This window comes from Paracoccus sp. MKU1, assembly GCF_001447385.1.
Classification (GTDB): Bacteria; Pseudomonadota; Alphaproteobacteria; order Rhodobacterales; family Rhodobacteraceae; genus Paracoccus.
The window spans coordinates 13,203-37,352 of record NZ_LLWQ01000208.1 but is presented as its reverse complement, the minus strand read 5'-3'; the positions used below and the strand labels follow the sequence as shown (position 1 = coordinate 37,352).

At 63.7% G+C, this 24,150-nt stretch carries 26 protein-coding genes; 8 read left to right on the top strand and 18 right to left on the bottom strand.

What is annotated here, in order from left to right; all coding sequences use genetic code 11:
- Window positions 1-60: 60 nt before the first annotated feature.
- Both AQY21_RS21380 and AQY21_RS21375 read right to left on the bottom strand, forming a co-directional pair.
- The gene (locus tag AQY21_RS21380; RefSeq protein ID WP_058099612.1) at window positions 61-528 is read right to left on the bottom strand and encodes a GNAT family N-acetyltransferase; all 468 of its coding nucleotides are present in this window, start codon (window positions 526-528) and stop codon (window positions 61-63) included.
- Window positions 529-1,470: a LysR substrate-binding domain-containing protein gene (locus tag AQY21_RS21375; protein ID WP_058099611.1), complete on the bottom strand. Its 942-nt coding sequence runs from the start codon at window positions 1,468-1,470 to the stop codon at window positions 529-531.
- A gap of 141 nt (window positions 1,471-1,611) precedes the next feature.
- Between AQY21_RS21375 and AQY21_RS21370 the strand changes: the two genes are divergently transcribed.
- A complete protein-coding gene (locus AQY21_RS21370) occupies window positions 1,612-2,514 on the top strand; it encodes an aminotransferase class IV (RefSeq protein WP_058099610.1) in 903 nt (300 codons plus the stop codon).
- On the opposite strand, the gene AQY21_RS21365 is transcribed toward AQY21_RS21370, so the two are convergent.
- Window positions 2,505-3,230: a sulfite exporter TauE/SafE family protein gene (locus AQY21_RS21365; protein ID WP_238986855.1), complete on the bottom strand. Its 726-nt coding sequence runs from the start codon at window positions 3,228-3,230 to the stop codon at window positions 2,505-2,507. The two genes, AQY21_RS21370 and AQY21_RS21365, sit on opposite strands and share 10 nt — an antisense overlap.
- 151 nt (window positions 3,231-3,381) lie before the next feature.
- Between AQY21_RS21365 and AQY21_RS21360 the strand changes: the two genes are divergently transcribed.
- A complete protein-coding gene (locus AQY21_RS21360) occupies window positions 3,382-4,101 on the top strand; it encodes a helix-turn-helix transcriptional regulator (protein ID WP_238986854.1) in 720 nt (239 codons plus the stop codon).
- Window positions 4,102-4,103: 2 nt separating this feature from the next.
- Here AQY21_RS21360 and AQY21_RS21355 read toward each other — a convergent pair whose 3' ends face one another.
- Together AQY21_RS21355 and AQY21_RS21350 are read right to left on the bottom strand one after the other, a co-directional pair.
- The gene (locus AQY21_RS21355) at window positions 4,104-4,736 is read right to left on the bottom strand and encodes a LysE family translocator (RefSeq protein WP_058099607.1); all 633 of its coding nucleotides are present in this window, start codon (window positions 4,734-4,736) and stop codon (window positions 4,104-4,106) included.
- A 2-nt stretch (window positions 4,737-4,738) separates the two neighbouring features.
- A complete protein-coding gene (locus tag AQY21_RS21350; RefSeq protein ID WP_058099606.1) occupies window positions 4,739-5,284 on the bottom strand; it encodes an alpha/beta hydrolase in 546 nt (181 codons plus the stop codon).
- A gap of 117 nt (window positions 5,285-5,401) precedes the next feature.
- Here AQY21_RS21350 and AQY21_RS21345 point away from each other — a divergent pair, with 117 nt between their 5' ends.
- From AQY21_RS21345 to AQY21_RS28090, 4 genes are all read left to right on the top strand, one after another.
- Window positions 5,402-5,857: an Lrp/AsnC family transcriptional regulator gene (locus AQY21_RS21345; protein WP_058099605.1), complete on the top strand. Its 456-nt coding sequence runs from the start codon at window positions 5,402-5,404 to the stop codon at window positions 5,855-5,857.
- Between the two features lie 29 nt (window positions 5,858-5,886).
- On the top strand, window positions 5,887-6,510 hold the full coding sequence (locus AQY21_RS21340) for a LysE family translocator (protein WP_058099604.1): 624 nt from the start codon (window positions 5,887-5,889) through the stop codon (window positions 6,508-6,510).
- A 174-nt stretch (window positions 6,511-6,684) separates the two neighbouring features.
- Entirely contained in the window at window positions 6,685-7,683 is a 999-nt protein-coding gene (locus tag AQY21_RS21335; protein ID WP_082658215.1) for a LysR family transcriptional regulator, read from the top strand.
- Window positions 7,676-8,902, top strand: a complete 1,227-nt coding sequence (locus tag AQY21_RS28090) for a tetratricopeptide repeat protein (protein WP_082658214.1) — start codon at window positions 7,676-7,678, stop codon at window positions 8,900-8,902. The genes AQY21_RS21335 and AQY21_RS28090 overlap by 8 nt, the downstream gene beginning before the upstream one ends.
- 41 nt (window positions 8,903-8,943) lie before the next feature.
- Here the strand turns inward: AQY21_RS28090 and AQY21_RS21325 are convergent, their stop codons facing one another.
- The 12 genes from AQY21_RS21325 to trbB form a co-directional block, all read right to left on the bottom strand.
- Window positions 8,944-9,447 carry a MaoC family dehydratase gene (locus AQY21_RS21325; protein ID WP_238986853.1) on the bottom strand — a complete coding sequence of 168 codons (504 nt, stop codon included), beginning with the start codon at window positions 9,445-9,447 and terminating at the stop codon, window positions 8,944-8,946.
- 154 nt (window positions 9,448-9,601) lie between these two features.
- Window positions 9,602-9,835 carry a DUF2274 domain-containing protein gene (locus AQY21_RS21320; RefSeq protein WP_058099601.1) on the bottom strand — a complete coding sequence of 78 codons (234 nt, stop codon included), beginning with the start codon at window positions 9,833-9,835 and terminating at the stop codon, window positions 9,602-9,604.
- Between the two features lie 2 nt (window positions 9,836-9,837).
- The gene (locus AQY21_RS21315; protein ID WP_058099600.1) at window positions 9,838-10,959 is read right to left on the bottom strand and encodes a TrbI/VirB10 family protein; all 1,122 of its coding nucleotides are present in this window, start codon (window positions 10,957-10,959) and stop codon (window positions 9,838-9,840) included.
- The gene (gene trbG, locus AQY21_RS21310) at window positions 10,956-11,984 is read right to left on the bottom strand and encodes a P-type conjugative transfer protein TrbG (protein ID WP_058099599.1); all 1,029 of its coding nucleotides are present in this window, start codon (window positions 11,982-11,984) and stop codon (window positions 10,956-10,958) included. Before trbG ends, AQY21_RS21315 begins: the two co-directional genes overlap by 4 nt.
- Window positions 11,981-12,670, bottom strand: coding sequence for a conjugal transfer protein TrbF (gene trbF / locus AQY21_RS21305; RefSeq protein WP_058099598.1), 690 nt, complete (start codon window positions 12,668-12,670; stop codon window positions 11,981-11,983). Before trbF ends, trbG begins: the two co-directional genes overlap by 4 nt.
- The gene (gene trbL / locus AQY21_RS21300; protein ID WP_058099597.1) at window positions 12,667-14,019 is read right to left on the bottom strand and encodes a P-type conjugative transfer protein TrbL; all 1,353 of its coding nucleotides are present in this window, start codon (window positions 14,017-14,019) and stop codon (window positions 12,667-12,669) included. Before trbL ends, trbF begins: the two co-directional genes overlap by 4 nt.
- Before the next feature lie 3 nt (window positions 14,020-14,022).
- Window positions 14,023-14,310 carry a putative entry exclusion protein TrbK-alt gene (gene trbK-alt / locus AQY21_RS21295; RefSeq protein ID WP_058099596.1) on the bottom strand — a complete coding sequence of 96 codons (288 nt, stop codon included), beginning with the start codon at window positions 14,308-14,310 and terminating at the stop codon, window positions 14,023-14,025.
- Between the two features lie 17 nt (window positions 14,311-14,327).
- Window positions 14,328-15,110, bottom strand: coding sequence for a P-type conjugative transfer protein TrbJ (trbJ, locus tag AQY21_RS21290; RefSeq protein ID WP_058099595.1), 783 nt, complete (start codon window positions 15,108-15,110; stop codon window positions 14,328-14,330).
- Window positions 15,107-17,617 carry a conjugal transfer protein TrbE gene (trbE, locus tag AQY21_RS21285; protein ID WP_058099594.1) on the bottom strand — a complete coding sequence of 837 codons (2,511 nt, stop codon included), beginning with the start codon at window positions 17,615-17,617 and terminating at the stop codon, window positions 15,107-15,109. Before trbE ends, trbJ begins: the two co-directional genes overlap by 4 nt.
- 6 nt (window positions 17,618-17,623) lie before the next feature.
- Window positions 17,624-17,905: a VirB3 family type IV secretion system protein gene (locus tag AQY21_RS21280; RefSeq protein ID WP_058099593.1), complete on the bottom strand. Its 282-nt coding sequence runs from the start codon at window positions 17,903-17,905 to the stop codon at window positions 17,624-17,626.
- Complete coding sequence (locus tag AQY21_RS21275; RefSeq protein WP_011747801.1) at window positions 17,905-18,237, bottom strand: TrbC/VirB2 family protein; 333 nt, start codon at window positions 18,235-18,237, stop codon at window positions 17,905-17,907. The genes AQY21_RS21280 and AQY21_RS21275 overlap by 1 nt, the downstream gene beginning before the upstream one ends.
- On the bottom strand, window positions 18,234-19,229 hold the full coding sequence (trbB, locus tag AQY21_RS21270; RefSeq protein WP_058099592.1) for a P-type conjugative transfer ATPase TrbB: 996 nt from the start codon (window positions 19,227-19,229) through the stop codon (window positions 18,234-18,236). The genes AQY21_RS21275 and trbB overlap by 4 nt, the downstream gene beginning before the upstream one ends.
- A gap of 461 nt (window positions 19,230-19,690) precedes the next feature.
- On the opposite strand from trbB, the gene AQY21_RS21265 reads away from it, so the two are divergent.
- Both AQY21_RS21265 and AQY21_RS21260 read left to right on the top strand, forming a co-directional pair.
- A complete protein-coding gene (locus AQY21_RS21265) occupies window positions 19,691-21,679 on the top strand; it encodes an ATP-dependent endonuclease (protein WP_082658212.1) in 1,989 nt (662 codons plus the stop codon).
- Window positions 21,679-23,547 carry a UvrD-helicase domain-containing protein gene (locus AQY21_RS21260; protein ID WP_058099591.1) on the top strand — a complete coding sequence of 623 codons (1,869 nt, stop codon included), beginning with the start codon at window positions 21,679-21,681 and terminating at the stop codon, window positions 23,545-23,547. The genes AQY21_RS21265 and AQY21_RS21260 overlap by 1 nt, the downstream gene beginning before the upstream one ends.
- A gap of 169 nt (window positions 23,548-23,716) precedes the next feature.
- On the opposite strand, the gene AQY21_RS21255 is transcribed toward AQY21_RS21260, so the two are convergent.
- Window positions 23,717-24,148 carry a hypothetical protein gene (locus AQY21_RS21255; protein ID WP_058099590.1) on the bottom strand — a complete coding sequence of 144 codons (432 nt, stop codon included), beginning with the start codon at window positions 24,146-24,148 and terminating at the stop codon, window positions 23,717-23,719.
- Between the last annotated feature and the right edge of the window lie 2 nt (window positions 24,149-24,150).

The window sequence follows — 24,150 nt, the reverse complement described above, 5'->3', positions numbered from 1 at the left end:
TACATGGGGGGTGACGAGCGTGCACGGCCATGTCAAGCACGTTTTACAATTCGCAATCGCTCAGGCAAGGTCGATCCGGTAGCGCTTGACCGGATCGAGCGTGGCAATCCGGTCATAGAGCCGCTGCGCAACCAGGTTCTCAACGCCGGTTTCCCATTCGATGCGGCGCCAGCCCTGCGCGCGCCCCTCCCGAACCAGTCGCTCGACAAGCCGTTCCGCCAGCCCGCGACGCCGCGCGAAAGGTGCGATCCAGAGATCTTCCAGGATCGCGATCTGGGCCGTGCTGAAGCTGTGCTGGCGAAGCACCACATGCGCCAGCCCGGCGGCCCGCCCCTGTCGGAGAACCAGCCAGCCGAGAAGTGGCGCGGCTTGATCCATGAGGCGCTGCCAGATGACGGGAATGTCCGCTCGGGCACGATCAGGCGCCGCGTAATGGTCCAGGTTCTCTTGCCAGAGGTCTTCCCATGCCACGCGGTCGTTTTCCTCAAGTCGCCGGATTTCGACCGCAGCCGCTTCAATGCGATTCATTCAATCTGCTCCCGGCTCCAGTTGCCTTTGCGCGAGGGTCCTTTCCCCGGCCGAGGCCTCGACCATCCAGCGGCTCAGGTTGCGCACGCGACGGTCCCTGGCCAGCGCCTCCGGATAGACGAGGAAGTAGCCTCCGCCCGTATGAGCCCAGTGGGGAAATAGCTGCGTCAACCGCCCGGCTCCGACGTCGAAGGCAGCGATTTCCACCCCGGCCAGAGCCACCCCCGCCCCGTCCATGGCCGCGCGCAGTGCGAGCCCCGCGGAATCGACCATCATCACCGCAGCAGGCCGGATCGGCCCACCCGGCAACGTCGCGTTCCATCGCGCGTAGTTCTCTTTCCGATACTGCGAGAGAAACAGGGTCATGCCCGATATCTGCGCCCGCATTTCGTCGGGGTCATCCTTGGCCAGGGGTGGCGCGCCGAACAGGCTCACGGTTTCTTCGAACAGCAGGTCCGCCTGCAACCCATCCCATTGGCCCTGCCCGTGCCGCACCGCCGCATCGGCCACTCCGGCCGACAAGTCCACAGCCTCCTGTGTAGTGGATATCAGCAGATCGAAGCCGTTGCGCTCGAACGGGTAGCGCGTGAGCCGGGGCGAGAACCAATGGGCCGCGAACGTCGGCAGCATCGACAGCCGCAACGGGCCCGTATTGCGATCCTGCCTGAGACCGCCGACCGCTTCGATGATCCGGGAAAACCCCTCGCTCAGATCGGGCGCCAGTCTCGCTCCGGCCTCTGTCAGTTCGAGCGCCGGACCGACCCGTCGCATCAATGTCAGGCCGAGCGCATCCTCAAGCCCGCGCAACTGGTGGCTGACGGCGGATGGCGTTACGCCAAGTTCCAGCGCCGCCTCCTTGATCGAGAGATGGCGTGCCGCAGCCTCGAAGGCTCGCAGGGCGTTCAGAGGCACATTCAGCCGAAAGGGTACTTGTTTATCCATAGATCCTCACGAACCGACTATCGCCGATAACCGGCACCACGCGAACGACGCTTTCTCATCAGCGCCTGAAAACTGCTCACTCGCCTGCCCGGCTCCTGAGCCTGAAGATTGTCCCACCATCCGCGAACTGGGAGATCCCGAATGCTGACCGAAGCCGTGAAGGTCCCGCTCGTCGATACGACGAGGCCCGTCTGGTTCGACGGGACGCTTCTGCCGTCCGGTGAGGCGACGCTGCATGTTCTGACGCATTCTCTGCACAACGGCGGTGCGGTCTTCGAAGGCATCCGCTCCTATGACGGTCGCCTGTTTCTGGGTAAGGAGCATTTCCGGCGCCTGCAGCGCTCGGCCGAACTTCTCGGCTACACACTGCCATGGCTGGTCGATGATCTTCAGGCCGCGGCCGAGGCCGTGCTTTGGGCTGGCGGACTGAAGGACGCCTATGTTCGGCCGATCGCCTGGCGCGGAAGCGAAAGCGTCACCGTATCGGCGCAGGGTTGCCGGATCCATACCGCCATCGCGGCCTGGGACTGGCCGGTGGAAACCGCCCTTGGGGACGGGACCGGCGGATTGCGCCTGGTTCTGTCGGATTGGCGGCGCCCCGCGCCCGATACAGCGCCGACGGCGTCGAAATGCTCGGGCCTCTACATGACCGGAACCTTGTCGCGAGCCGCAGCCGCCCGTAGCGGACATGACGATGCCCTCATGCTGGATATGGCAGGCCATGTCGCCGAAACGACGGTCACGAACATCGTCCTCGTCCGGAACGGCAGGCTGCTTTCTCCCCTTCCTACATGCTTTCTCGACAGCCTGACCAAGCGCCATGTCTTCGACCTTGCGCGTGGCCTTGGCCTGTCGGTTCATGAAGGAACCGTCAGCCTCGACGATCTGGATGCAGCGGACGAGGTCTTCGTCACGGGCACGTCGGTCGAGCTTCGCCCCGTAGTCTCGCTGGACCGCCCCGGCAAGCACAGCACATGGCCTTTGGGGCCAATCACCACGGCCCTGCGCGAGGCGCTCCGCGCCTCGACCCGGGCTCACGCGTAGTGCCAGACCAGCAACAGGCCGAGGCAGACGATCGCGGCGCGCAGGAGTTGCGGCTTCACCCGGCGCGCCAGCCGGCCACCGATGACACCACCTGCCGTCGCCCCCAGAAAGACCAGGGCAGCCGGCCCCCAGGCGACCGTGCCGCCAAAGGCGAAGATCAGGACGGCGATACTGGTCGCAAGCGTTGCCAGAGCATTCTTGACCACGTTCAGCCGCTTCAGATCGTCGTCCCCAGTCACGGTCAGCAGCGCCAGCAGCAGCACCCCCAGCCCTGCCCCAAAGTAGCCACCATAAAGGGCCACGCCCCCTTCGGCGCACGCGGCGCTGACTGGCCCGATCGACACCCCGCGGCGGGCAAGCCAGCGGTTGAGCATGGGCCCTGCCGCAAACAGCAGCGTCGCGAAAAGCAGCAGCCAGGGCACCAATTGCCGGAACAGTGCATCTCCCGACATCAGCAACAGCCCGGCCCCCGCCGCCGAGGCCAGCGCAAACACCGCGATGCGCCCGGGCCGCGCGATCAGTTCCTGCCGCAGCACCGCACCTTCGCCAATCAGGCTGGCCGCATGGCCGGGCCAGATCGCGACTGCGCTGGTTGCGCCCGCCGTCACCGGCGGCAGCCCCACGGCCAGCAGCGCCGGGAAGGTAAAAAACGTGCCCCCGCCCGCGATCGCATTGCACAGCCCGCCAAGCAGCCCCGCGCCGGCGAGCAGCGCCATTGTCGTTATATCCATCCGGTCCTCCGCTTCGCCTCCGCGCGATCCTGACGGAGGGGCTGGAAAAATGTGTCGCCCCGGTGCCAGATGATACCCCGGAGGTGCCAGCATGCAGCGCGATGAGATCGGAGGATTTGCCGAGGATGGAAGTCCGGTGATCGGCAGGATCACGAGTTTCACACCCGGCACCATGCCCGAGGCGCATGCGCATTGGCGCGGACAGCTCGCCTGGTGCCCGGACCGACCGGTGACGGTCGAGACAGGACGCAGGCTGCATCTTCTCTCTCCCGGCATGGCGATCTGGCTTCCACCGACGCACCGCCACCGCATCCGGGCCGAGGGCGCGCGGAAATCGGTCAACCTCTACACCCGGCCCGCCGCGGCGCCGCTGCCCAAGGACCCCACGCCTTTCCCTCTCGAAGCGCTGGAGGCCGAACTTCTCCGCACCCTCGCAGGGTCCAGCCGCGCCGACCGGCAAGAACCCGCCTTCGCCCGGCTGACGGCCGTGCTGTGGGACCGGCTTGCGCGCCCCGCCCCCGCGCCCACACTGCCCCTGCCTGCCGACCTGCGCCTGCGTCGTATCGCGCTGGCACATCTCGATGGGGCCGACCATTCTCTCGACCACTGGGCTGCGGCACTGGCGCTGTCGCGGCGCAGCCTGCAACGGCTCGTCCGTCGCGACACCGGGCAAAACTGGGCCACCTGGATGCGAGACCTTCGGTTGGCACGCGCCATTGCCCCGTTGATGGCCGGCAAAAGCGTGCAGCATGCAGCCCATGCCGCCGGCTACGCCACCGCGAGCGGCTTCGTGGCCGCTTTTCAGGCCGCCCATGGGATCACGCCCGGTCAGTTGCAGCGTCGGATGGAGATCTGAGGTCATCCCACGCGCCGCTCCGTCAGCAGTCGCAGGGCGAACCCGATCAAGACACTGCCGGTGATCCCGTCGAGGAGGCGAGGCAGGCGGGGGCCGTTCAGGGCATTCTGAAACGGTACTGTCGCGGCAGTCAGCGCTGCAAAGAAGATCAGCCCCATCGACGCGTGTATCCCCGCGAGCAGAACGCTGAACGGCACCACCGGAACGCCCACGGGCAGAAACTGCGGCAAGAAGCTGATATAGAAGACACCGACCTTGGGGTTAAGAAAGTTGGTCATCACCCCGCGCAGGAACCAATTCGGTGCGGAAGGCGCCATGACCCTCGGCAACCCCGGCTCTCGCGCACGGAACGCCTCCCACAACATCCCGATACCCAGCCAGATCAGGTAGGCCGCGCCGGCAAGCTGAAGACAACGGTAAGCCAGTTCCGACACGGCCAGCACAGCACCGAGCCCCAAAGCCGCAATCAATCCCCATGCCAGCACCCCGGTCACCACCCCTGCCCCCGCCAGCATCGCGCGGCGCGGCCCCTCGACCGCCGCCGTCCGCAGAACGAGGGCTGTATCGAGCCCCGGTGTGATCGTCAGCAAAGCCGCGGCAATGGAAAAGCTCAGCAATGCAGTTGCAACGTCCATGGCTACTCTCCGATCTCGTCGAGGAAATCTGCCAGAAGCTCCCGGCCTTCGGGCCAGGCGCCGAGGTTCGACGCCTCATTCAAATGGCCCCTTGGGCCGAGACGGCGCGGCCAGGCGCCTTGCCTGGCAGCCCAAGCTATCGCACTCGCCTTTGGATCATAGGGATCGTTCTCACTTGCGACTGCCAACACCGGCCGCTCACCAAACCCCGTTGCAGGTAGCGCTCCGAATGCTTTTGCCTGTGCCGGGAAAGCTGGCCCGCTCGGATCCGGCACGGCAACAAGAAATGCCGCGGCGATCGCCCGGGACGACGCCGCACGCCAATGGGCGAAGAGCAGGCACCCGAGCGAATGGCATACCAGCACCGGCGGATAAGGTGCCGCGGCGACCGCCCGGTCCAGGGCGGCGAACCAGTCCGCGAGGTCGGGCTCATCCCAGGAATTTGGCTCTATCCGGAGGGTGTTCGGATAGAGAGTTTCCCAACGGCTTTGCCAATGCTCAGGGCCGGATCCCCCGATGCCCGGCACCATAACGAAACGACGGCTCATGCGACTCTCCTGATGTTCACCCTTCTGGAGTGTCCCCTGCCGAACGGATAACGGGAATGGCAATTCATCGGCGCTTGTGACAAACTTCCGATGAATTAACGGAATCCGTGGTGGAACATGCCGACCAGTGAGCTCGACCGCCTTGACATCGCAATCCTCGAAGCGCTTCAGGAAAACGCCCGCACCCCGCTATCGGAGGTCGGCCGACGTGTCGGGCTTTCGCAGCCGGCGACATCGGAGCGGGTGAAGCGCCTTGAGAATCGCGGAATACTCGCAGGCTATACGGCGCGTCTGGACGCCGCCGCGCTCGGTTTCGGGATGATGGCCATCATTCGCCTGAAAACCACGCATGAGCACATCAAGCCAGCCTTGAAAGCCTTTGCCGAGATGCCGCATGTCATTGAGGTCCACCGTTTGACCGGCGAAGACTGCTTCCTGCTCAAAGTCCTCGTGCCGACGCCCGGCCAACTTGAGACCATCGTCGACACCATCGCCCGGTTCGGCGCGGTCACGACCTCTCTGGTGCTGCGTTCGGAACCCGTAAAACCGCTTGGAAAGGCGCTACTCGGCTGACAACTCCACGCGCGATACCGGAGCAAACCATGCCTATCGATATCTGGCTCATCTACGTCGCAACCGTGCTCGCCCTGATGAGTACGCCTGGCCCCAGCCAGATGCTGATGCTGTCAAACAGCGCCATCAATGGCTTGCCGCGGGCCTGGTTCACCGCTGCAGGAGATTTGACAGCGAACCTGATTCAGATGCTCGCCGCCGGCCTGGGGCTGGCGACCGTCATCGCTACCTCCGCCGAGGCGCTGACCGTCGTAAAATGGGCCGGCACCCTCTATCTCCTGTGGATCGGCCTGCGTACGCTTCGGCGATCCATGAAGCCCATATCGCACTCCGCTTCTCGACGGGCCTCTCTTCGGACCCTTTGGCTGCAAGGCTTCGTGACCTCGGCGGCCAACCCCAAGGCCGTGGTCTTCTTCGCAGCGCTGTTTCCTCAGTTCATTGATCCGGCGCTGCCGTTCTGGCCGCAGTTTCTGGTTTTGTCGGCCACCTATATCGCAATGGACGGAGCGTTCCTGACCGGATACGGGGCTGGCGCGCATTGGCTCTCCCAACGGCTGAAGGGTGAGGCCCGTCGTTGGCTCGACCGGATCGGAGGCAGCTGCATGATCCTGGCAGCGGTTCTCCTGGGGATGAAAAACGCCGCCAGCCGGTAAGGTCGCTACTCCTCTCGGACGGAAATTCAACGCCGGGTGAGACATTCTCACTACGTATGATACGAGAGGTTTTTCATGATGATCAGGCGTTGCATGAGAAGGCGCTGAAGCAAGCAAGCAGCCAGCCCCCCGCTTCCGAACGCAGGTTTCGGCTGCAGGTTCGGAGGTGGCTTCATGATTGAACTGCGTCAACTACACCAATTGATCGCTATCGCCGAGTTTCGGAGCCTGCGCGCCGCCGCCGAAGCTCTGGATGTACAACAGTCGACGCTAAGCCGCACCGTCCGCGCCATCGAGGATGAGCTCGGCGCGATACTTCTGGACAGGCGCCATAGCGGCGTCGAGCTCACTGAGGCCGGCCAGGCTTTCCTTCGCGAAGCCAAATCGGCGATCGAACTGCTCGAACGTGCGCAGCGACATGCCAGGCTTGCAGGTCGAGGAAAGACCGGAAGTCTCACGATCGGAATTCAGACCTCGCTGGGCACCGGATTCCTCAAGGACCTTCTCAGGCGATACGCGACCGCCCATCCCCAGGTTCTGCTCAGCGTAGTCGACGGCGCAACGAGAGAGCATGTCAGGCTCGTCGCGGCGGGCTCTCTGGACATCGCCTTCGTGACCGATTGCGAGATCCCGTCGAACTGCGATTACGCACAGCTGTGGCAGGAAGAAGTTTTCGTTGTCACCTCGAAGACCCATGCACTGTCTGGCATGCCCGCTGTCAGTTGGTCCTCGATGCGGCACGAACGGGTCCTAGTAACCGTCGCCGCGCCAGGTCCCGAGGTCGAAGCCTTCATTCGCGGCGTTCTGGCGGCCGAAGATGATTGCGACTTCAAAGTCGATAGGATCGATGCGACGCAGGAGATGCTTCTGGATCTGGTCGCCCTGAACCAGGGCATTACGGTCGCCGTCTCTTCCTGGCAGCGACCAGATGATCGGGAACTTTCCTATCTCCCGGTGAACGAGCCCAAAAACAGCGTGGCCTTCAATGCAATCTGGAATCGAGCGAACGGCAATCCGGCGCTCCGGCGGCTCATAACTGCCGCACATATCTGCGCCGGACGGCACCGCCGGGGCACGTCCGACTGGCTGTCAGCGCAACACTCCATCGGTCAGGACGGCATGTCGGGCCAACAAGTTGTCATACCCTCCAAAGGGTCCTCGCGCGATGGATAAGATCAAGCGTTGCCGCACGGCCGAAGCTCTGAGCGCCTATGCCGCGGGAGGTTATTCGGCGGCGGAAACCGTCTGCGTGCGCACTTTGATGGATTACCCTAACGACCCGGACCTGCTTCACCTGCTCGGGGTCGCACGGCTCGCTCATGGTAGCATCACTGCGGCGATCGAGGCCCTTGAGGCCGCCTGCGCACATGCACCGGTACCCTCGCCGGAAGCGTACAACAATCTCGGCATAGCTCTGCGCAAGGGGCAGCGGCCTGAAGACGCAATTGCAGCCTTCAGGAAGGCCATCGAAACACGGCCCGGATATACGGAAGCGATGTACAATTCGGCTGTCACCTCAATGGATCTGGCGGATTTTGCTACTGCAGCCGACCTTCTCGCCGAAGTCACCGCTGCCAGTCCTGAAGATGCGCGGGCGCATTTCGCTTTGGCGGAGGCTTTAATCGCCCTGAACGATCTTGACGCGGCAGCTCTGTCATTGCGTCGCTACCTTCGTCTCGCCCCCGGAGACGAGCGAGGCGCTGAACTACTTCTTGCATCCATTGGCAAGGCGCCTGTTCCAGCTAGAGCATCACCCACCTTTCTGCGCGACCTCTACCGACGAAAGGCGAAGAATTGGGATCTTGTCCCAGGCTATTTCGCGCATCGTCACGTCCTGGATGCCGTTCTCCGCCACGCTTCCCCGCCCTTCCTCTCGGCCCTTGATGCTGGATGTGGCACAGGCATCTCCGGCGCCGGCTTCCACGCGATGACCCAGCACATGGTGGGGGTCGACCTCTCGCCGGACATGCTTGAGAGCGCCCGCGCGAAGGGCATCTATGACGTCCTGAACGAGGATGACTTGCTTTCTTTCCTGACCCGGCATCCAGACCGCTTTGACCTGATCGTCTCGGCGGCGGCACTCATCCATTTCGGGGACCTGAACCCCGTCCTCGAAGCAGTGTGGCTGGCCCTTCGGCCGGAAGGAACATTTGCTTTCACCAGCTATTCATATGACGGTTCCGACCCAACAGCCTTTGGTGCGTCGAGCTATCGGGAACTCGCAAAGGCGGGATGTTTCGCGCATGGCAGCGCGTACCTGGCTGACCAATTCGAAACCTGCGGTTTCGAGATCTGCGAAGTCAGCGAGATCATCCATGAGCAAAGCTCCTCGCAGAAGATCCCGGGTTTCGTCGCGGTGCTGCGCAAGAGGAACGGCGTTGAAGGCCCCTAATCAACGGCCCCTTGCCGGGCCATTGATCTGAGCAATCCCGTCTATTGCCTGGATGCGGAAGGTCTCTTCCCGATGATGTTCATCGCCTTGAAACTGGCGACCACCTCGTCGCGCTGGTTCACCGCCTCCACAAAAGAATGCACCAGCCCCCTGTCCGCCTTCGTCCTTGACGGTCGGGCTTCTGTGATCGTGATCCTCACCTGGAGCTGATCGCCCGGACGCACGGGCACAGACCACCGCACTTCATCCACTCCCGGGGACGCCATACTTGCAACGGAGGTCAGGTAGTGTTCCACGAAGAGCCTCATCATCAGGCCAATCGTGTGCCAGCCACTGGCAATGATCCCACGAAATGGGCCGCTCTCTGCGGCGTCCCGATCCATGTGGATTGGCTGCGGATCAAACTGGGCGGCAAATTCGATGATTTCCTTTTCGTGAACCTCCACTCCGCCAAACTGGAAGCAACTTCCGGGGACGTAGTCCTCAAAATAGCGCGCATCCCTGGGGACATCGAAGGACATCTGAACGGGGGAGTCTTGGCTCATGTCTCGCACCTTCATCCATTAAGGAAGCGGGGCACAGCATTCACCGCAGCCCCCGCTCAGCTCGGCTCGCGCGAGCTGAGTTCGATTGCAGGCAATATCAGCCGGGTCAGCTCACCGCGCGAGTGAAAATACATGCACTCAGCGTGAGCTTCCTTCACGCTTCGCTCCCGGTGGACACGCGCCTCGCCCTCGCGAACCCGCGATCCGTGGCCATGAACCGCTCCAGCATCGGCACGATCAGCCGGACAGGATCGGCTACAGGCTGGCCTGTCTCCCGCCCTAACACCTCCGCATAGGCGACAAGATCGCGATGAACGGACGCGGGCAATTCCACGGTCACTTTCACCGGCTTGTCATCGGGCAGAGGTCCCAGCTTCAGTTTCGACATGATCAACCTCCTGCCGGTTCGAATACCAGATCGCGGGTGACGATGATCCTGACCGGGAACCCCGGACGGATGGTCAATGTCGGCGCGACCTGCAACTGACGCTGTACGATCTGCTGACCGGCCTGGTTGATCGTGTCCACCGCGCCATCGCGGATCGCCTGGACCAGGCGGTCTTCGTCATCGGTGGCGAGGTCCGCGCCGATCGCGAGCAGCGTGGACAGACCCGCCGCGCGCATCAGATCCCACCAATGGTAGTTGACGCCATCTTCGAGGCCGGCATAGCCGCTCGCATCCGCGCCTGGCAGACGTTCGAGAACGATGGATCGGCCACCGGGAAGGATCAAGCGGTTCCAGACCAACAGCACGCGGCGTTGGCCGAACGTCACACCTTCATCGTATTGGCCGATGATGCGGGTTCCTTGTGGGATCAACAGCAGCGATCCGGTCGGGCTGTCATAGACATTCTCGGTGACCTGCGCGGTGATCTGGCCCGGGAGATCGGAGCGAATGCCGGTGATGAGCGCGGCCGGAATCACAGCTCCCGCCTGAAGGATGTACGGCGAGGCTGGCGGCTGAATGCGATCCGACGCGACGGTCTGCCGGTCCACCGGACCGTTGAGGAAAGCCGTATATCGGCTCCCCTCGGATTGCCCGGAGCCACCCAGGCCCGGAAGGTTCACGCCGCCCCCGTCCGTCGTTGCCCTGCCAGACGCCGTCTGGAAGAAGACACCGCTCAGACGCGCGGCGTCCTCCTCTGCCCTGCGGCGCTCCGCTTCCGGATCGACGGTCGGGCCCGCAATCGGCGGAGGGCCCACGGGCACTCCCCGCTCCTGTGCATCTAGGATCGGCCGCCCGAGGTCACCGGGCAGTGCGGGTCCCAGAACCGGTCCGGTATAGTCGGACGGCAACCCCTCCAGGCCGTCCGCGGCCGGTCGGTTGTCGATGGAATAGAGTTCTCCACCTCCCGGCCCGGCCTCACGGGTCTGGAGCGCATAGATCAGCGCACCCCCGATGCCGAACAGGGCGACCGCTCCGACACCGGCCAGAACCTTGCGCGACAGCCGGGTCACGCGCGGCGGATCGGGGCGCAGACGCATCGGAGCTGCGGTATCGGTGTCACTCATGACGCCCCTCCCCTTCGCGCATCCCCCTCCGTCCGCGCATCGGCCTCGCGCTCCTCCATGCGCACGATCCGGACCACCTGCTGGCGGTCTCCTGCCCCCAGCCGGAGCTCCGCCGCACCGAAGAGGCGATCCACGATCAGCACGTTCCGGTGAATGCGGCTGTTGACGATCTGTGGTTCTCCGTCGGCGCCGAGCACGAAGAGCGGCGGCATCTCGCCCTGGGCGATGCCAGCCGGGAAAACGACATAGACGCGGCGGCCGTCGTCGAAGACAGAAACCGGGCGCCAGGGCGGGCTTTCCCCCTGGATCTGCAAGCCGTAGCGATGATTGCGGGCAGAGGGCGCCGGAATGGTCGGCGCGGTTGCCACAGCCTGTCGACCGCCACGCGGCGCAGCCGGATAAGCCCAGGCGACAGATGGCATGTAGAGTGCCTCGCGCGCACGCAACTCGATCGTGTACACCCGCCTGTCAGTGCTGATCACCAGATTGGTCGAGATGTCGTCCCGCGTCGGTTTGACGAGGATGTGGACGCGGGCGGTGGATCCGGACCCGCTCTCTGTGTCGCCAATGATCCAGCGCGTGGTATCCCCTGCGGCGATCGGACCCGCGCCGGTCAGACGTTCGCCCGGCTCGAGTGCGATGTTGGTGATCTGACCCGGCGCGGCATAGACCTGATAGAGGGCACCTTCCGACCAGGGATAGATCTGGATCGCATTGTAATAGCCCTCGCGGCGCGGTTCGACCCGGGCGGCGGCATTGGCGTTTTCGATACGTCCGGTCGGTGTGCCTGCCGCCGCTCCGCCATGCGCCACAGTCCAGACCGGCGGCGTGTGCAGGGGTCGAGGACGTTCCTCGGCAGCCGAGGCGGGCGGAGTGGGCAGCGGCGGCACGTACTCGTCGTAGCTGAATTCCCGCACCCGGTTGCTGGCACATCCTGCCAACACGGATGCGGATAGCAGGAGGGCCACCAACGTCGGCGTCCTGATGCCCGGAGACCTGGTTTCATGAACAAGCGTTTCAGTCATTGGCTCATCTCCCGCGACCAGGAGATCGCATTGACATAGATTCCGAGGGGATTGGCGCGCAGGCGCTCGGCGCTGCGCGGAGTCTGGATCACGACGGTCAGGATCGCGGTCCAACGCTCGGTCGCGGAAAGCTGGCCGTTCTCGTAGTGGCGCTCGGTCCAGGCGACGCGGAACGATCCCGGCGAGGCCCGGATGACCGAGGACACCTCGACGGCGATCTGTTGACGACCGACGCGGGTGAACGGGTCGTTGGCGCGGGCGAAGTCGTTAAGTGCGGCCGCGCCACGGTCCGTGGTGAACTCATAGGCGCGCAGCCAGTTCTGCCGCACGATGATCGGGTCGGCGGGGATGGAACGAACCTGCTCGATGAAACGACCCAAATGGAAGGCGATCTGTGGATCGGTCGGCTCGTAGTCGGCGGAGGCCGGAGCGACCGCCTGGGCCTCGCCGAGCGCGTCGATCTGAACAACCCAGGGCACTACCGTGCCGCGTGCGGATTGCCAGACCAGGGCGCCAGCAAATCCCGCCGCGAGGATCAGGCTGCCGAAGGCCATGTAGCGCCAGTTGCGGGCCTGAACGCGGGCGGAGCCGATGCGCTCGTCCCAGACCTGCGCAGCCCTCTGGTAAGGCGTCTCTGGCTGAGGTGTCTTGCCATAATGCGTGGCGGAACGCCTGAAGAGGTTCATGAGCGGTCCCTTTCGGAGAGATTGACGGAGGAGCCCGAGCCGTGGCTGTCGCCCGACCGGACGGCATGGGCGGCAGCGCGGACGCCATGGCTCACTGCCTGGTTATGGCGCATGCGCTTTGCCCAGGCTGGCGGGCCATCGGCGGAGGACGGGCCGGAGCTGCCAGGCTCGGGCGCCGCCCCGCCGACCGTGCCCATCGAGGTGGTTCCGCCCGTCGCCGCAACACCGCCCTTTACGCCCTCGGCGTAGCTGGACTGGATCCCGCCAGCCGCGCGAAAGGAGGCCTTCTTGAGCGGTGATGCCGCGGCAGCGGCCCCGGCGCGCGCTACACCGATCAACCCACCGGAGAGACCACCTCCACCCATCGAGCCGAGCGTGTAGGCGCTCGAGGCAGCGCCCGCCGCGGTGGCGCCGCCGCGTGCGAGGGCGGCACCACCGGAAAGTGCAGACCCTGCCCCGCGCGCTGCGAGCATGGTCGCCCCTCCGGCCCCGATCGCCGCGCCACCAACGGCAAGGCCGGTACCAATGGCCGCCCCCGCGCTGAGTTGGGGCCCGCCGGACACCAGACCCGAGGCGATGCCGGGGCCGAATATTCCGAGGCCCAGCAGAGACAGGGCAGCCAGAACAATCGCCATGGCATCATCGATGGTCGGGGTCACGCCACCGAAGCCAGCGGTGAACTGGCCGAAGAGCGTCGATCCGATGCCGATGATCACGGCGAGGACGAGAACCTTGATGCCGGACGAGATGACGTTGCCCAGCACACGCTCGGCCATGAAAGCGGTCTTGCCGAAGAGGCCGAAGGGGATCAGCACGAAGCCCGCGAGGGTCGTGAGTTTGAACTCGATCAGGGTGACGAAGAGCTGAACCGCGAGGATGAAGAAGGCGAGGATCACCAGCGCCCAGGCGAAGAACAGGCAGAGGATCTGGACGAGGTTCTCGAAGACCGCGACCCAGCCCATCAGATCGGAGATGCTCTCGAGCAGCGGTCGCCCGGCCTCGAGCCCGGTCTGGGCGACGCGGCCAGGGCGCAGAAGATCGGCGGCGGAAAACCCGGTGCCCGAGGCCATCAGACCAAGGCCCGCGAAGCTCTCGAAGACAATCCGGGCGAGGTTGTTCCAGTTGGAGATGATATAGGCGAAGACCCCGACAAAGAGCGTCTTCTTCACCAGTCGGGCAATGATGTCATCATCGGCGCCCCAGGCCCAGAACAAGGCCGCCAGCGTCACGTCGATGACGATCAGCGTGGTGGCGATGAAGGCCACCTCACCCCCGAGCAGTCCAAACCCGCTGTCGATATAGCTGGTGAAGATGCCCAGAAAGTTGTCGATGACGCCGGTCCCGCCCATGGTTCACTGATCTCCCGGACGCTGCGGCCCTTCGGGTGAAGGCGTCCGGCCGAGGAACCGGTCACGGCTCTCGGCCCAGGCGGCGAGGCAATCGGCATCGCTGGAAGCGGCCTCGCCAAGCTGCTGGCACCGGCGCAGCGTCGCGCGGAGAGGATCGGCAGACGGCTGGAGCGCGGGCGCGGTGCTGGCCGGCACGGGAGCTTCCTCCCGCGTGACCTCGATCACTGTGGCGGTGATCGCGATCGCCGCGAATGCGATGGCCACGATCCGCGCCAGCACCTTCCCCTCCATCGTCTCCCCTCCCGGCCTCAGTTGAACATCTGCGCATTGCCGGGCTGGTAGCCCGAGCCCGGCGTCAGGAACCGCTCGCGCTGGATGCGGCCCTGTTCGGCGGCGGTGGCACGCTCGGCCTCGGTCAGCGCGTTGGCGCGACCGTTTGCCGAGATCACCGCGATCAGATCCGAGAGCTGCTGCGATTGCAGTGCGAGGAGCTGGTTGCCCGCCTGCGTGGCCTGCAGAGCGCCAACCGCATTCTGGCTCTGTCCCACGAGCGCGGACATCTCAGCACGGTTGGCATCGATGTTGCCGACGACACCGGCCTGCACGCGCATCGCATCCTGCAGGCCACCGACGGTATTCTCCCAACGGGACCGGGCCTCGGCGATCATTTGCTGGTCGGTCGCCGTCAGAGAAAGGTTGCCATAGTCCTGCTGGAACATCTGGTCGATGCTCTGCACATCGAAGGCGATGTTTTGGGCCTGCGCCAGGAGTTGCTGCGTGCGGCTGACGTTCTGCTGGATCTGCTGGAGCGCGGAATACGGCAGGTTGGCGAGATTGCGCGCCTGGTTGATCAGCATCTGCGCTTCGTTCTGGAGCTGTGCGATCTGGTTGTTGATCTGCTCCAGAGCGCGCGCCGCGGTCAGGAGATTTTCCGCGTGGTTGGTCGGGTCGTAGACGATAAACGGGCCGCCGCCGATGCCGAAGAGCGCATGGGCGGGCGGCGCTGCGATGGGCGACATGGCCATGGGCATCGCCAGCGCGAGGGCGAGCAGCGACGTGCCTGCGGACCGAAACGTAAACTTGCGTGTCATGGTGTGATTTCCTCTTCTTCAAGGTTGATGTCCGTGTCCTCAACAACTGGGGTGGCCGGAGAAGCCCCGTCCGCGTCGATGGCGAGATTGGTGAGGTCGGGGATCAGCTCGGCGGCCCAATCGAGGTCATGCGCCTTCAGCCAGGCGACGAGGAACGCGTCTCTCCCGTGCTCAGCACAGATCTCGGCAATCAGCGCCTGATCCGATTTGGACGACGCCGCGCAGAGTGCGAGCCCGACGTCGCTGAGGCCCAGCTCGAAAAGCCGGTTGCCGCGCCGCGACTGGCAGTAGTAGTCGCGCTTGGGCGTGGCCCGCGCGAGGATCTCGATCTGTCGGTCATTGAGGCCGAAGCGGCGATAGATGGCCGTGATTTGAGGCTCGATAGCCCGCTCGTTCGGCAGCAGGAGCCGGGTCGGGCAGCTTTCGATGATCGCAGGCGCGATGGCGCTGCTGTCGATGTCGCTGAGGCTCTGCGTCGCGAAGATCACCGAGGCGTTCTTCTTCCTCAGCGTCTTCAGCCACTCGCGGAGCTGCTCCGCGAATGCATCGTCATCGAGCGCGAGCCAGCCCTCGTCGATGATGAGCAGCGTGGGTCGCCCGTCGAGCCGATCGCCGATCCGGTGGAACAGGTAAGAGAGGACGGCGGGCGCCGCGCCGGTTCCCACCAGCCCCTCGATCTCGAAAGCCTGCACATCCGCCGATCCCAGCCGTTCGGTCTCGGCATCAAGCAGCCGGCCATAGGGTCCACCCACGCAGTATGCGCGGAGCGCCTGCTTCAGGTCATTGGACTGCAGCAGGACCGCGAGGCCGGTCATGGTCCGCTCACCCACAGGGGCCGAGGCCAGCGAGGTCAGTGCTGTCCAGATATGTTCCTTCACATCCGGGGTGATCTGGATGTTCTCGCGCGTCAGGATGGCGACGATCCAGTCAGCCGCCCAGGCGCGCTCCGACGTCTCGTGAATGCGGGCCAGCGGTTGCAGCGAGACGAAGTTCTCGTCCGCGTCGGTCAGTTCTCCGCCGAGATCATGCCAGTCGCCACCCATGGAGAGCGAAGCGGCGCGGATCGAGCCGCCGAAGTCGAAGGCGAAGATCTGGCTGCGCGAGTACCGCCGGAACTGAAGCGCCATCAGCGCCAGCAACACGGATTTTCCGGCGCCGGTCGGGCCGACGATGAGGGTGTGACCGACATCCCCGACATGCAGAGAAAACCGGAACGGGGTGGAGCCTTCGGTCCTGGCGTAGAGCAACGGAGCGTCGCCGAAATGCTCATCCTGTTCCGGCCCCGCCCAGACCGCCGAGAGCGGGATCATATGGGCGAGATTCAATGTGCTGATCGGTGGCTGCCGGACATTGGCATAGGCATGCCCGGGCAGACTACCAAGCCAGGCATCGACGGCGTTGACCGTCTCGACCATGACGGTGAAATCGCGGGACTGGACGATCTTCTCGACCAGCCGCAGCTTCTCTTCGGCGCGGCGAACGTCCTCGTCCCAGACCGTGATCGTGGCCGTGACATAGGCCATGCCAGCCAGATCCGCGCCGAGTTCCTGCAAGGCCATGTCCGCGTCAGCGGCCTTGTTCGCGGCATCTGTATCGACCAGCGCGGATTGCTCGTTGGTCATCACCTCCTTTAGGATCACGGCGATGCTCTTACGCTTGGCGAACCACTGACGACGGATCCGGGTCAGCAGCTTCGTCGCATCCAGCTTGTCCATGAGGATGGCACGGGTCGACCAGCGGTAAGGAAAGGCCAGCCGGTTCAACTCGTCGAGCAGGCCCGGGGTCGTGGCGCCGGGAAAGCCGGTGATCGTCAGGACGCGGAGGTGATGATTACCCAGACGCGGCTCCAGCCCACCGGCCAGCGGCTGGTCGGGCAAGAGCGCGTCGAGATAGACCGGCACCTCGGGCACGCGCACGCGGTGCCGGTTGGTCGAAATCGTCGAATGCAGGTAGGTCAGCGTAGCGGCGTCATCGAGCCAATGGCAGTCCGGCATGAAGCCGTCGAGCAGCGCCAGCACGCGATCGGTGCGGTCGACAAAGCCGCGCACCTGTTCCCAGGGGTTCACACCTGAGGTTTCGCGGCCCTCGTAGAGCCAGGATTCTGAGCGTGCCGCGTCCTCCGCCGGTGGAAGCCAGAGGAGCGTCAGGAAGTAGCCGGATACGAAATGGCTCCCCTCCTCCTCGAAATCGGCCTTGCGCTCGGCATCGACCAGCGCCGATGCCGCATCCGGGAAGGTGCTCACCGGATAGGTCGCGGCCTCAGAGCGCTGTGCTTCCACGAAGATCGCCCACCCGGAACCGAGGCGCCGGAAAGCATTGTTCAGCCGTCCCGCCACCGCGACCAGTTCGGCAGCGACGGCGCTGTCCAGATCGGGACCCCGAAATTTCGCCGTCCTCTGAAACGAGCCGTCTTTGTTGAGGACCACGCCCTCCCCGACCAGCGCCACCCAGGGCAGGTAGTCGGCGAGGCGCGAGGCGGTGCGACGGTATTCAGCAAGATTCATCATGGGGGTTCACACCGAGAGATGACCGGGAATGCGCAAATGGCGGCGCGCAACCTCGACGAAGAGCGGATCGCGCCTGGCCGCCCAGACAGCAGCGATGTGGCCGACGGCCCAGATCAGGATCCCGACCAGCCAGAGCTGAAGCCCGAGGCCGACCGCACCGGCGAGCGTGCCATTCAGAATGGCAACCGAGCGCGGTGCGCCGCCGAGCAGGATCGGCTCGGTCAGCGCACGGTGAACCGGCACGCTGAACCCCGGCACCGCGTCGAGGGTCTCGAAACTCACCGCCATCAGATCAGCGCTCCGCCACCGAAGCTGAAGAAGCTCAGGAAGAAGGACGAGGCCGCAAAGGCGATGGAGATGCCGAAGACGATCTGGATCAACCGCCGGAAGCCGCCGCCGGTATCGCCGAAGGCCAGCGTCAGACCGGTGACGATGATGATGATCACCGCCACAATCTTGGCCACCGGCCCCTCGACGGAGTCGAGGATGGATTGCAGAGGCGCTTCCCAGGGCATGGAAGACCCGGAGGCATGCGCAGCCGGAGCGATGAACAGGCTGACATAGGTGGCGGCGGCGGCCGTGGCGATGTGTTGGCGGATGCGCAGGGCGTGACGGATCATGCGGGATCTCCTGGTTCGTGAGTGGTGGGTTCTGAAATGACAGGTGAAATCCGGTAGTCGCCGTCCGGCCCGAGGCCCTTGACGCGGGCGAGTTCGACCAGACGGCGTGCGGAGCCTCGGCCGGCCAGAACAGCCACGAGGTCGATGGTCTCCGCGATCATGGCGCGGGGCACGGTAACGACGGCTTCCTGGATGAGTTGTTCGAGCCGACGCAGCGCGCCAATCCCGGAACCGGCATGGATGGTGCCGATGCCGCCGGGATGGCCGGTGCCCCAGGCTTTAAGCAGGTCCAGCGCCTCGGCGCCGCGCACCTCGCCGATGGGAATGCGATCAGGGCGCAGACGCAGCGAGGAGCGCACCAGATCGGACAAGCTCGCAACGCCGTCCTTGGTGCGCATCGCCACGAGGTTCGGCGCGGCGCATTGCAGTTCTCGAGTATCTTCGATGATCACGACGCGATCGGAGGTCTTGGCCACCTCGGCGAGCAACGCATTAGTCAGCGTGGTCTTGCCTGTAGAGGTACCCCCCGCCACCAGGATATTGGCACGTGCCGCAACCGCCTGGCGCAGCGCCTCGGCCTGCATCAAGGTCATGGTCCTGGCGGTGACGTAATCTTCGAGGGTGAAGACGGCGACGGCGGGTTTGCGGATGGCGAAAGCCGGAGCGGCAACCACGGGAGGCAAAAGCCCCTCGAAGCGCTCGCCTGTTTCCGGGAGTTCCGCAGAGACGCGAGGGGAGAGGCCATGAACTTCGACGCCAACATGGTGGGCGACGAGGCGAACAATACGCTCGCCGTCCGCTGCGCTCAGCGTCTTGCCACTGTCGGCCAGCCCCTCGGAAAGTCGGTCGACCCAGAGCCGCCCATCGGGGTTGAGCATCACCTCGACGGTCATGGGGTCGTCCAGAAACCCGGCGATCGCCTGCCCGAGCGCGGTGCGCAGCATCCGCGCGCCTCTCCGGATTACCTCTGGTCTCTGATCGGTCTTCGCCATGCCGGCCCCGTTCCCTTACGGGCGCCTCCAACAGGCCGCCCTGGATCGGGGTCGATTAAGAAAGCCGTAGATGCCTATGGCTCAACAGCTTTCGGAGGGGTGTAGTAGCCTAGCGTGCAATGACAGGAAAACGGCGGAATGATCCCCAGTTTCACTCCGGGAGGAAGGCATCGTGGCAACCGTCATGAGAACATGGTGAATTCGGGCGGAAAGCGGTCGTTGGCTGCGAAGAGGATCAAAGGCCGGTTTAGTGCTTAAAGGCCTAAAGGCAATTGACCAACTTGCACCGCTAGTCACCGCCTATCGGGCGGCTGACAGAGTTGTGTGGGGCGCGATATTTGGGTTGCAACCACGCGGCGAGACGCCGAGAGTTCCGCTTGCCTACGAAGAGTTGTGGAATAGTCCCTTTTTCAAATCCTACCTTGGTTGTGCGGAAAGATTCTTTGCGGTGGAGCCTGCCCATGAAAATTGAGAATATTGCCGTGCGCAATTTTCGCTGCTTCGGTCCCGACTGGATGGAAATCAGCCTGGAAGAGCAGGTAACGGCCTTCGTCGGTGGGAACGGCTCAGGCAAGACGGCGCTCTTCCAGGCGCTTTCCCGTCTCTTTGGAGTGACGAGGGCGGACAGGACCGTCACAAAGAAAGACTTCCATATCGCGCAGAACGAAGAGGAGCTGCCGGACGGGCGGGCTCTGGAGATCGAGTGTCTGCTCGGCTTCCCAGAGCTCGACGAAGAAGAGGACGAAGACGCTTCCGCCGTCCCCGACTTTTTCAATCACATGGCTGCTTCTGGCCCCGATGAACCGCTAAAGGCGCGCATGCGACTTATCGCCAGGTGGATCGAAGACGGCACGCCTGACGGGACCGTCGAAGAAGACATCAGATGGATCACGACCCTCGGCAACGAATTTGAATGGGAGACGCTTCCGAAAGTCTCCGCTGTGGATCGCGCGAGCATACAGGTTGTCTACGTTCCCGCCCTTCGCAACGCGGCCGACCGTGTCACCGAGCTCCTGAAAGGACGCCTATGGCGAGCGGCGCTATGGTCAGCTGATCTTGGCGCCCGCGCGACGGAAGGGGCCGAGCTTATCCAGAACCAGTTCGATCAGGAAGCCCCGGCAAGCTTCATCATTGAGCGTCTGACGCACAGGTGGCAGCAGGTTTACGAAGGCGACACGGACACAACCCCTAATCTTCGGCTGATTGAGAGCAGGATCGAAGATCTTGTCCGGCGCGCGGAGTTCGTTTTTCATCCTGACGAGGCCGGTCGAAACCGAATCCTCACCGATCTCAGTGACGGACAGCGCTCGCTTTTCCACATCGCTCTGACGGCTGCAACCCTCGAGACCGAACAGGCTGCGCTTGCCCTCGCTGCGGCGGAGAGCCCGTTCGATCAGGAGAAGCTGAGGCGCACGCATCTGACGATTCTCGCGATTGAAGAGCCTGAAAACAGCCTCTCCCCATTCTTCTTGTCTCGGATCGTGACGTTGGCGCGGGAAATCGGCGAGATGAGCACGGCGCAGGCGCTCATTTCGAGCCATAGCGCCAGCATCCTCTCCCGCATCGAGGCGGACGAAGTTCGCTACTTTCGGCTTGACCGCCAGACGCGCCGCGCGAGCGTCAGGCTGCTGACCTTGCCTGAAGACGATGTACAAGCCAGCACATATGTCCGCCTCGCGGTCCGTTCCTACCCCGAACTATATTTTGCGCGGTTCGTGATTCTGGCGGAGGGGGACTCGGAGCGAGTCGTTCTGCCCCGTTTAGCCGAAGCAAGAGGCGTTCCGCTTGACCCGTCATTCGTGCCGGTCGTGCCTTTGGGCGGTCGCTATGTCTCGCACTTCTGGAGACTGCTCACCGATCTCGGCATCCCTCACGCGACACTGCTCGACTTCGATCTTGGCCGCACCCATGGCGGAGCCAAAATGATCCGAACGGCGTTCGCGGCTCTAGAAGAGGTGGATCGCGACCTGACTGCAAATCCCCTCGTTATTGATGGCACGATCAGTCTCGACGATCTCGAAGATTTGGATGACGAAGATGTTCTGGAGGATTGGGCGGAAAATGACTGGCTTCAGGCTCTCAGACATGAAGCCGTCTTCTTTTCCGACCCCATCGACTTGGATTTCGCGATGCTTGAGGCGTTTCCTGCGGCGTACCAGCACCCCAATCCGGGTGGACGAGGCCCTAGGACGACAGCAGAGGCGATTGCCGAGAAAAAAAGGGTGGTCCTGAAAACCAACGGGAATCCCGACATCTACGACGGCGAGCAATGGGACGATAGCTTCACCTGGTATCCATATCTTTTCCTCAGCCGCAGCAAACCGGAGACCCATCTCGCCGCGCTGAGCAGGATCGCTCGTCGAAACCTCGCTCGGCGCGCACCCCCGGAACTACGCGCCCTGATCGATCATGTCAGAGACGTTCTGTTTCCTGAGCCGGCTGAAGACTGATGCCCGTCGCGCCGGAAGATTGGCGACCACAAGGCGTCGATGACCTTGAACCGCGAGTCTGGGACGCTCTTCGAGAGACCGCGCAGAGTGTTTGCGTTACCGCCGGTGCCGGAGCGGGCAAGACCGAATTTCTGGCGCAGAAGGCCGCCTATCTCCTGCAGACAGGTCTTTGTCCGGCACCAAAGCGCATCCTTGCGATCAGTTTCAAACGCGATGCCGCTCAAAACCTTGCCGCGCGGGTTCGCCAGCGCTGCCCTGCGGACCAGGCCCGCAGATTTCACTCGATGACGTTCGATGCATTTACGAAGCACATGCTGGATCATTTCCGCCTTGCGATCCCCTATGCCTACCGACCGCCCGCAGACTACAGCATCGCTTTTCCCTCCAGACAGGACATAGAGGTCTTCCTGCGAAGACACGGCCGTCCGGACGTCAGTGCGGACCGGTTTGAGCGAGCGGTCGCCCGTACACCGCTGCCGCTTGAAGAAACCGTTGAAAATCCGCGCGCGAGAGAGCTGCTACGGGCCTACTGGGATGACCAGTATGCCATGCCGGACGGCGCACTTGTTTCTTTTGCGATGATCAACCGCGTCGTTGAGTACATGCTTCGCGCGAATCCCAGGATCAAGCGCGCTTTGCGCCTCACATATCCCTTTGTCTTTCTCGATGAATTCCAGGACACAACCTACGCGCAATATAGCCTCGTGGATGCTGCGTTCAGCGAAAGCGATGCCGTCTTTACCGCAGTCGGCGACGACAAGCAGAAGATTATGGGTTGGGCGGGCGCAATGGATAACGCGTTCGACGAATTCACCGCCGACTTCAATGCCGTTCGCCATGCGCTACTCAGGAACTGGAGATCTCACGGGACGCTTGTTGCCATCCAGCATGTCATCGCACGGCAGATCGATCCCGATGTCGAGGAGGTTGAGGCGCGCGGCGAGCTGGCGATCGAGGGGGATACGGCGGCCATCTGGCGGTTCGACAGCCGCGAGCAGGAAGCTGAGCAGATAGCGCGATGGATCAGGAGCGAAGTCGATGATGGCCGCATCGCCCCACACGATGTTGCCATCCTCGTGCGCATGCGGGCAAACAACGTTGAAGACGAGCTTGCGCCCGCTCTCCGTGCCCACGACCTCGCGCTGCGAAATCTTGCCAGAAATGTTGGCGAAATCGCCATTCAGGATTTGTTAGCCGAGCCCCTGACCGAAGTTCTCCTCCCGCTCTTGCGGCTGGGTGCAAGCGTCCGCGACCCCGATGCTTGGAATGCGACGCAGGAACGCCTGCAAACGTTGGCGGGCATCAGTCCCGAAGATGAGGCCGGGCAAGAGCGCTTGCAGCGCGATATCGGAGAGTTCTCTCGGAACCTTCGACAGACGATGCGTGACGAGCCACCGGATCCGGCAGTGGCCGACCGGTTGTTCGCGCAGGCTCTGGACTTCGCCGGGATCGAGCGTCTGCGTCAGACCTACCCCGAATATCGACGCGACGCCGATTTTCAGCGAGTGCGCAACGGCTTTCAGGTTCTTTTGCGGGAATGCGTCGAGAACGCAGCGGACTGGAGTGGCGTTCTTGATCACTTCGAAGGCAAGGACCAGGTCCCGCTCATGACAATCCATAAGAGCAAGGGCCTCGAATTCCACACCATGATCTTTTTCGGTCTCGATGCCAAGACATGGTGGAGCCTGTCGCCGGAGCGTGGCGAAGAGCTAAATTCATTCTTCGTCGCGTTTACTCGAGCGAAGCAGCGGGCGTTCTTCGCTTACTGCTCCGAGCGGGGCAATGCTATCGACTGGCTGGAACAGCTTCTCCTGCCTGCAGGTGTGGAGCAGATCGACGGAGCCAATATTGTCGCTGCCGACAGGTAAGGACGGCAGATCCTGGGATCAGTAAGCCGGTTTCGTATCGGACGTGGTGGAGTGCTTGAAGCGGACGTCAGCTTGGGAGTGGCTGAACGGCAGGTCTGGGCCGAGCAACCCGGACATTATGATCACGGCTACAGTTCCCACGTCTGCGGTTGAGGTAGTTGAAATCTTTTCAGCCACCTGCGCCCCCTTCCTCATCCTCCGACACCTCCTGCCGCAGCTTCGGACCCTGCGCCAGGCGCCGACCGAGAGCCGAGACAAACGCCTCGTATCGCTCCCCTGCTTTTGCCCGTGCCGCCTTGGCTGCGGGTTCCGGCAGAGCGGGTGTCGTCGCAAGCCAGAAACGGATGAACACCGCCAGGCTTTCGACGGAGATTCCGACATCGCGCTCCAGCCGGGTGATCCGCCTGTCGATCTGATCCAGGCGTCGGGCCAGAACCGCCTCGCGGCGCTCTGCGTTATCCGGCGAGAGGAAGGATGCGATCGCGGCCTCAGCCACCATCGATTGGGATCGGTCGCGCCGGGCGGCAAACTCCGCCAGCATCTGCATGACCTCGGGATCAAGGTAGACCGAGATCTTCGTCTTCTTGCGGCTCGAGGTCATGA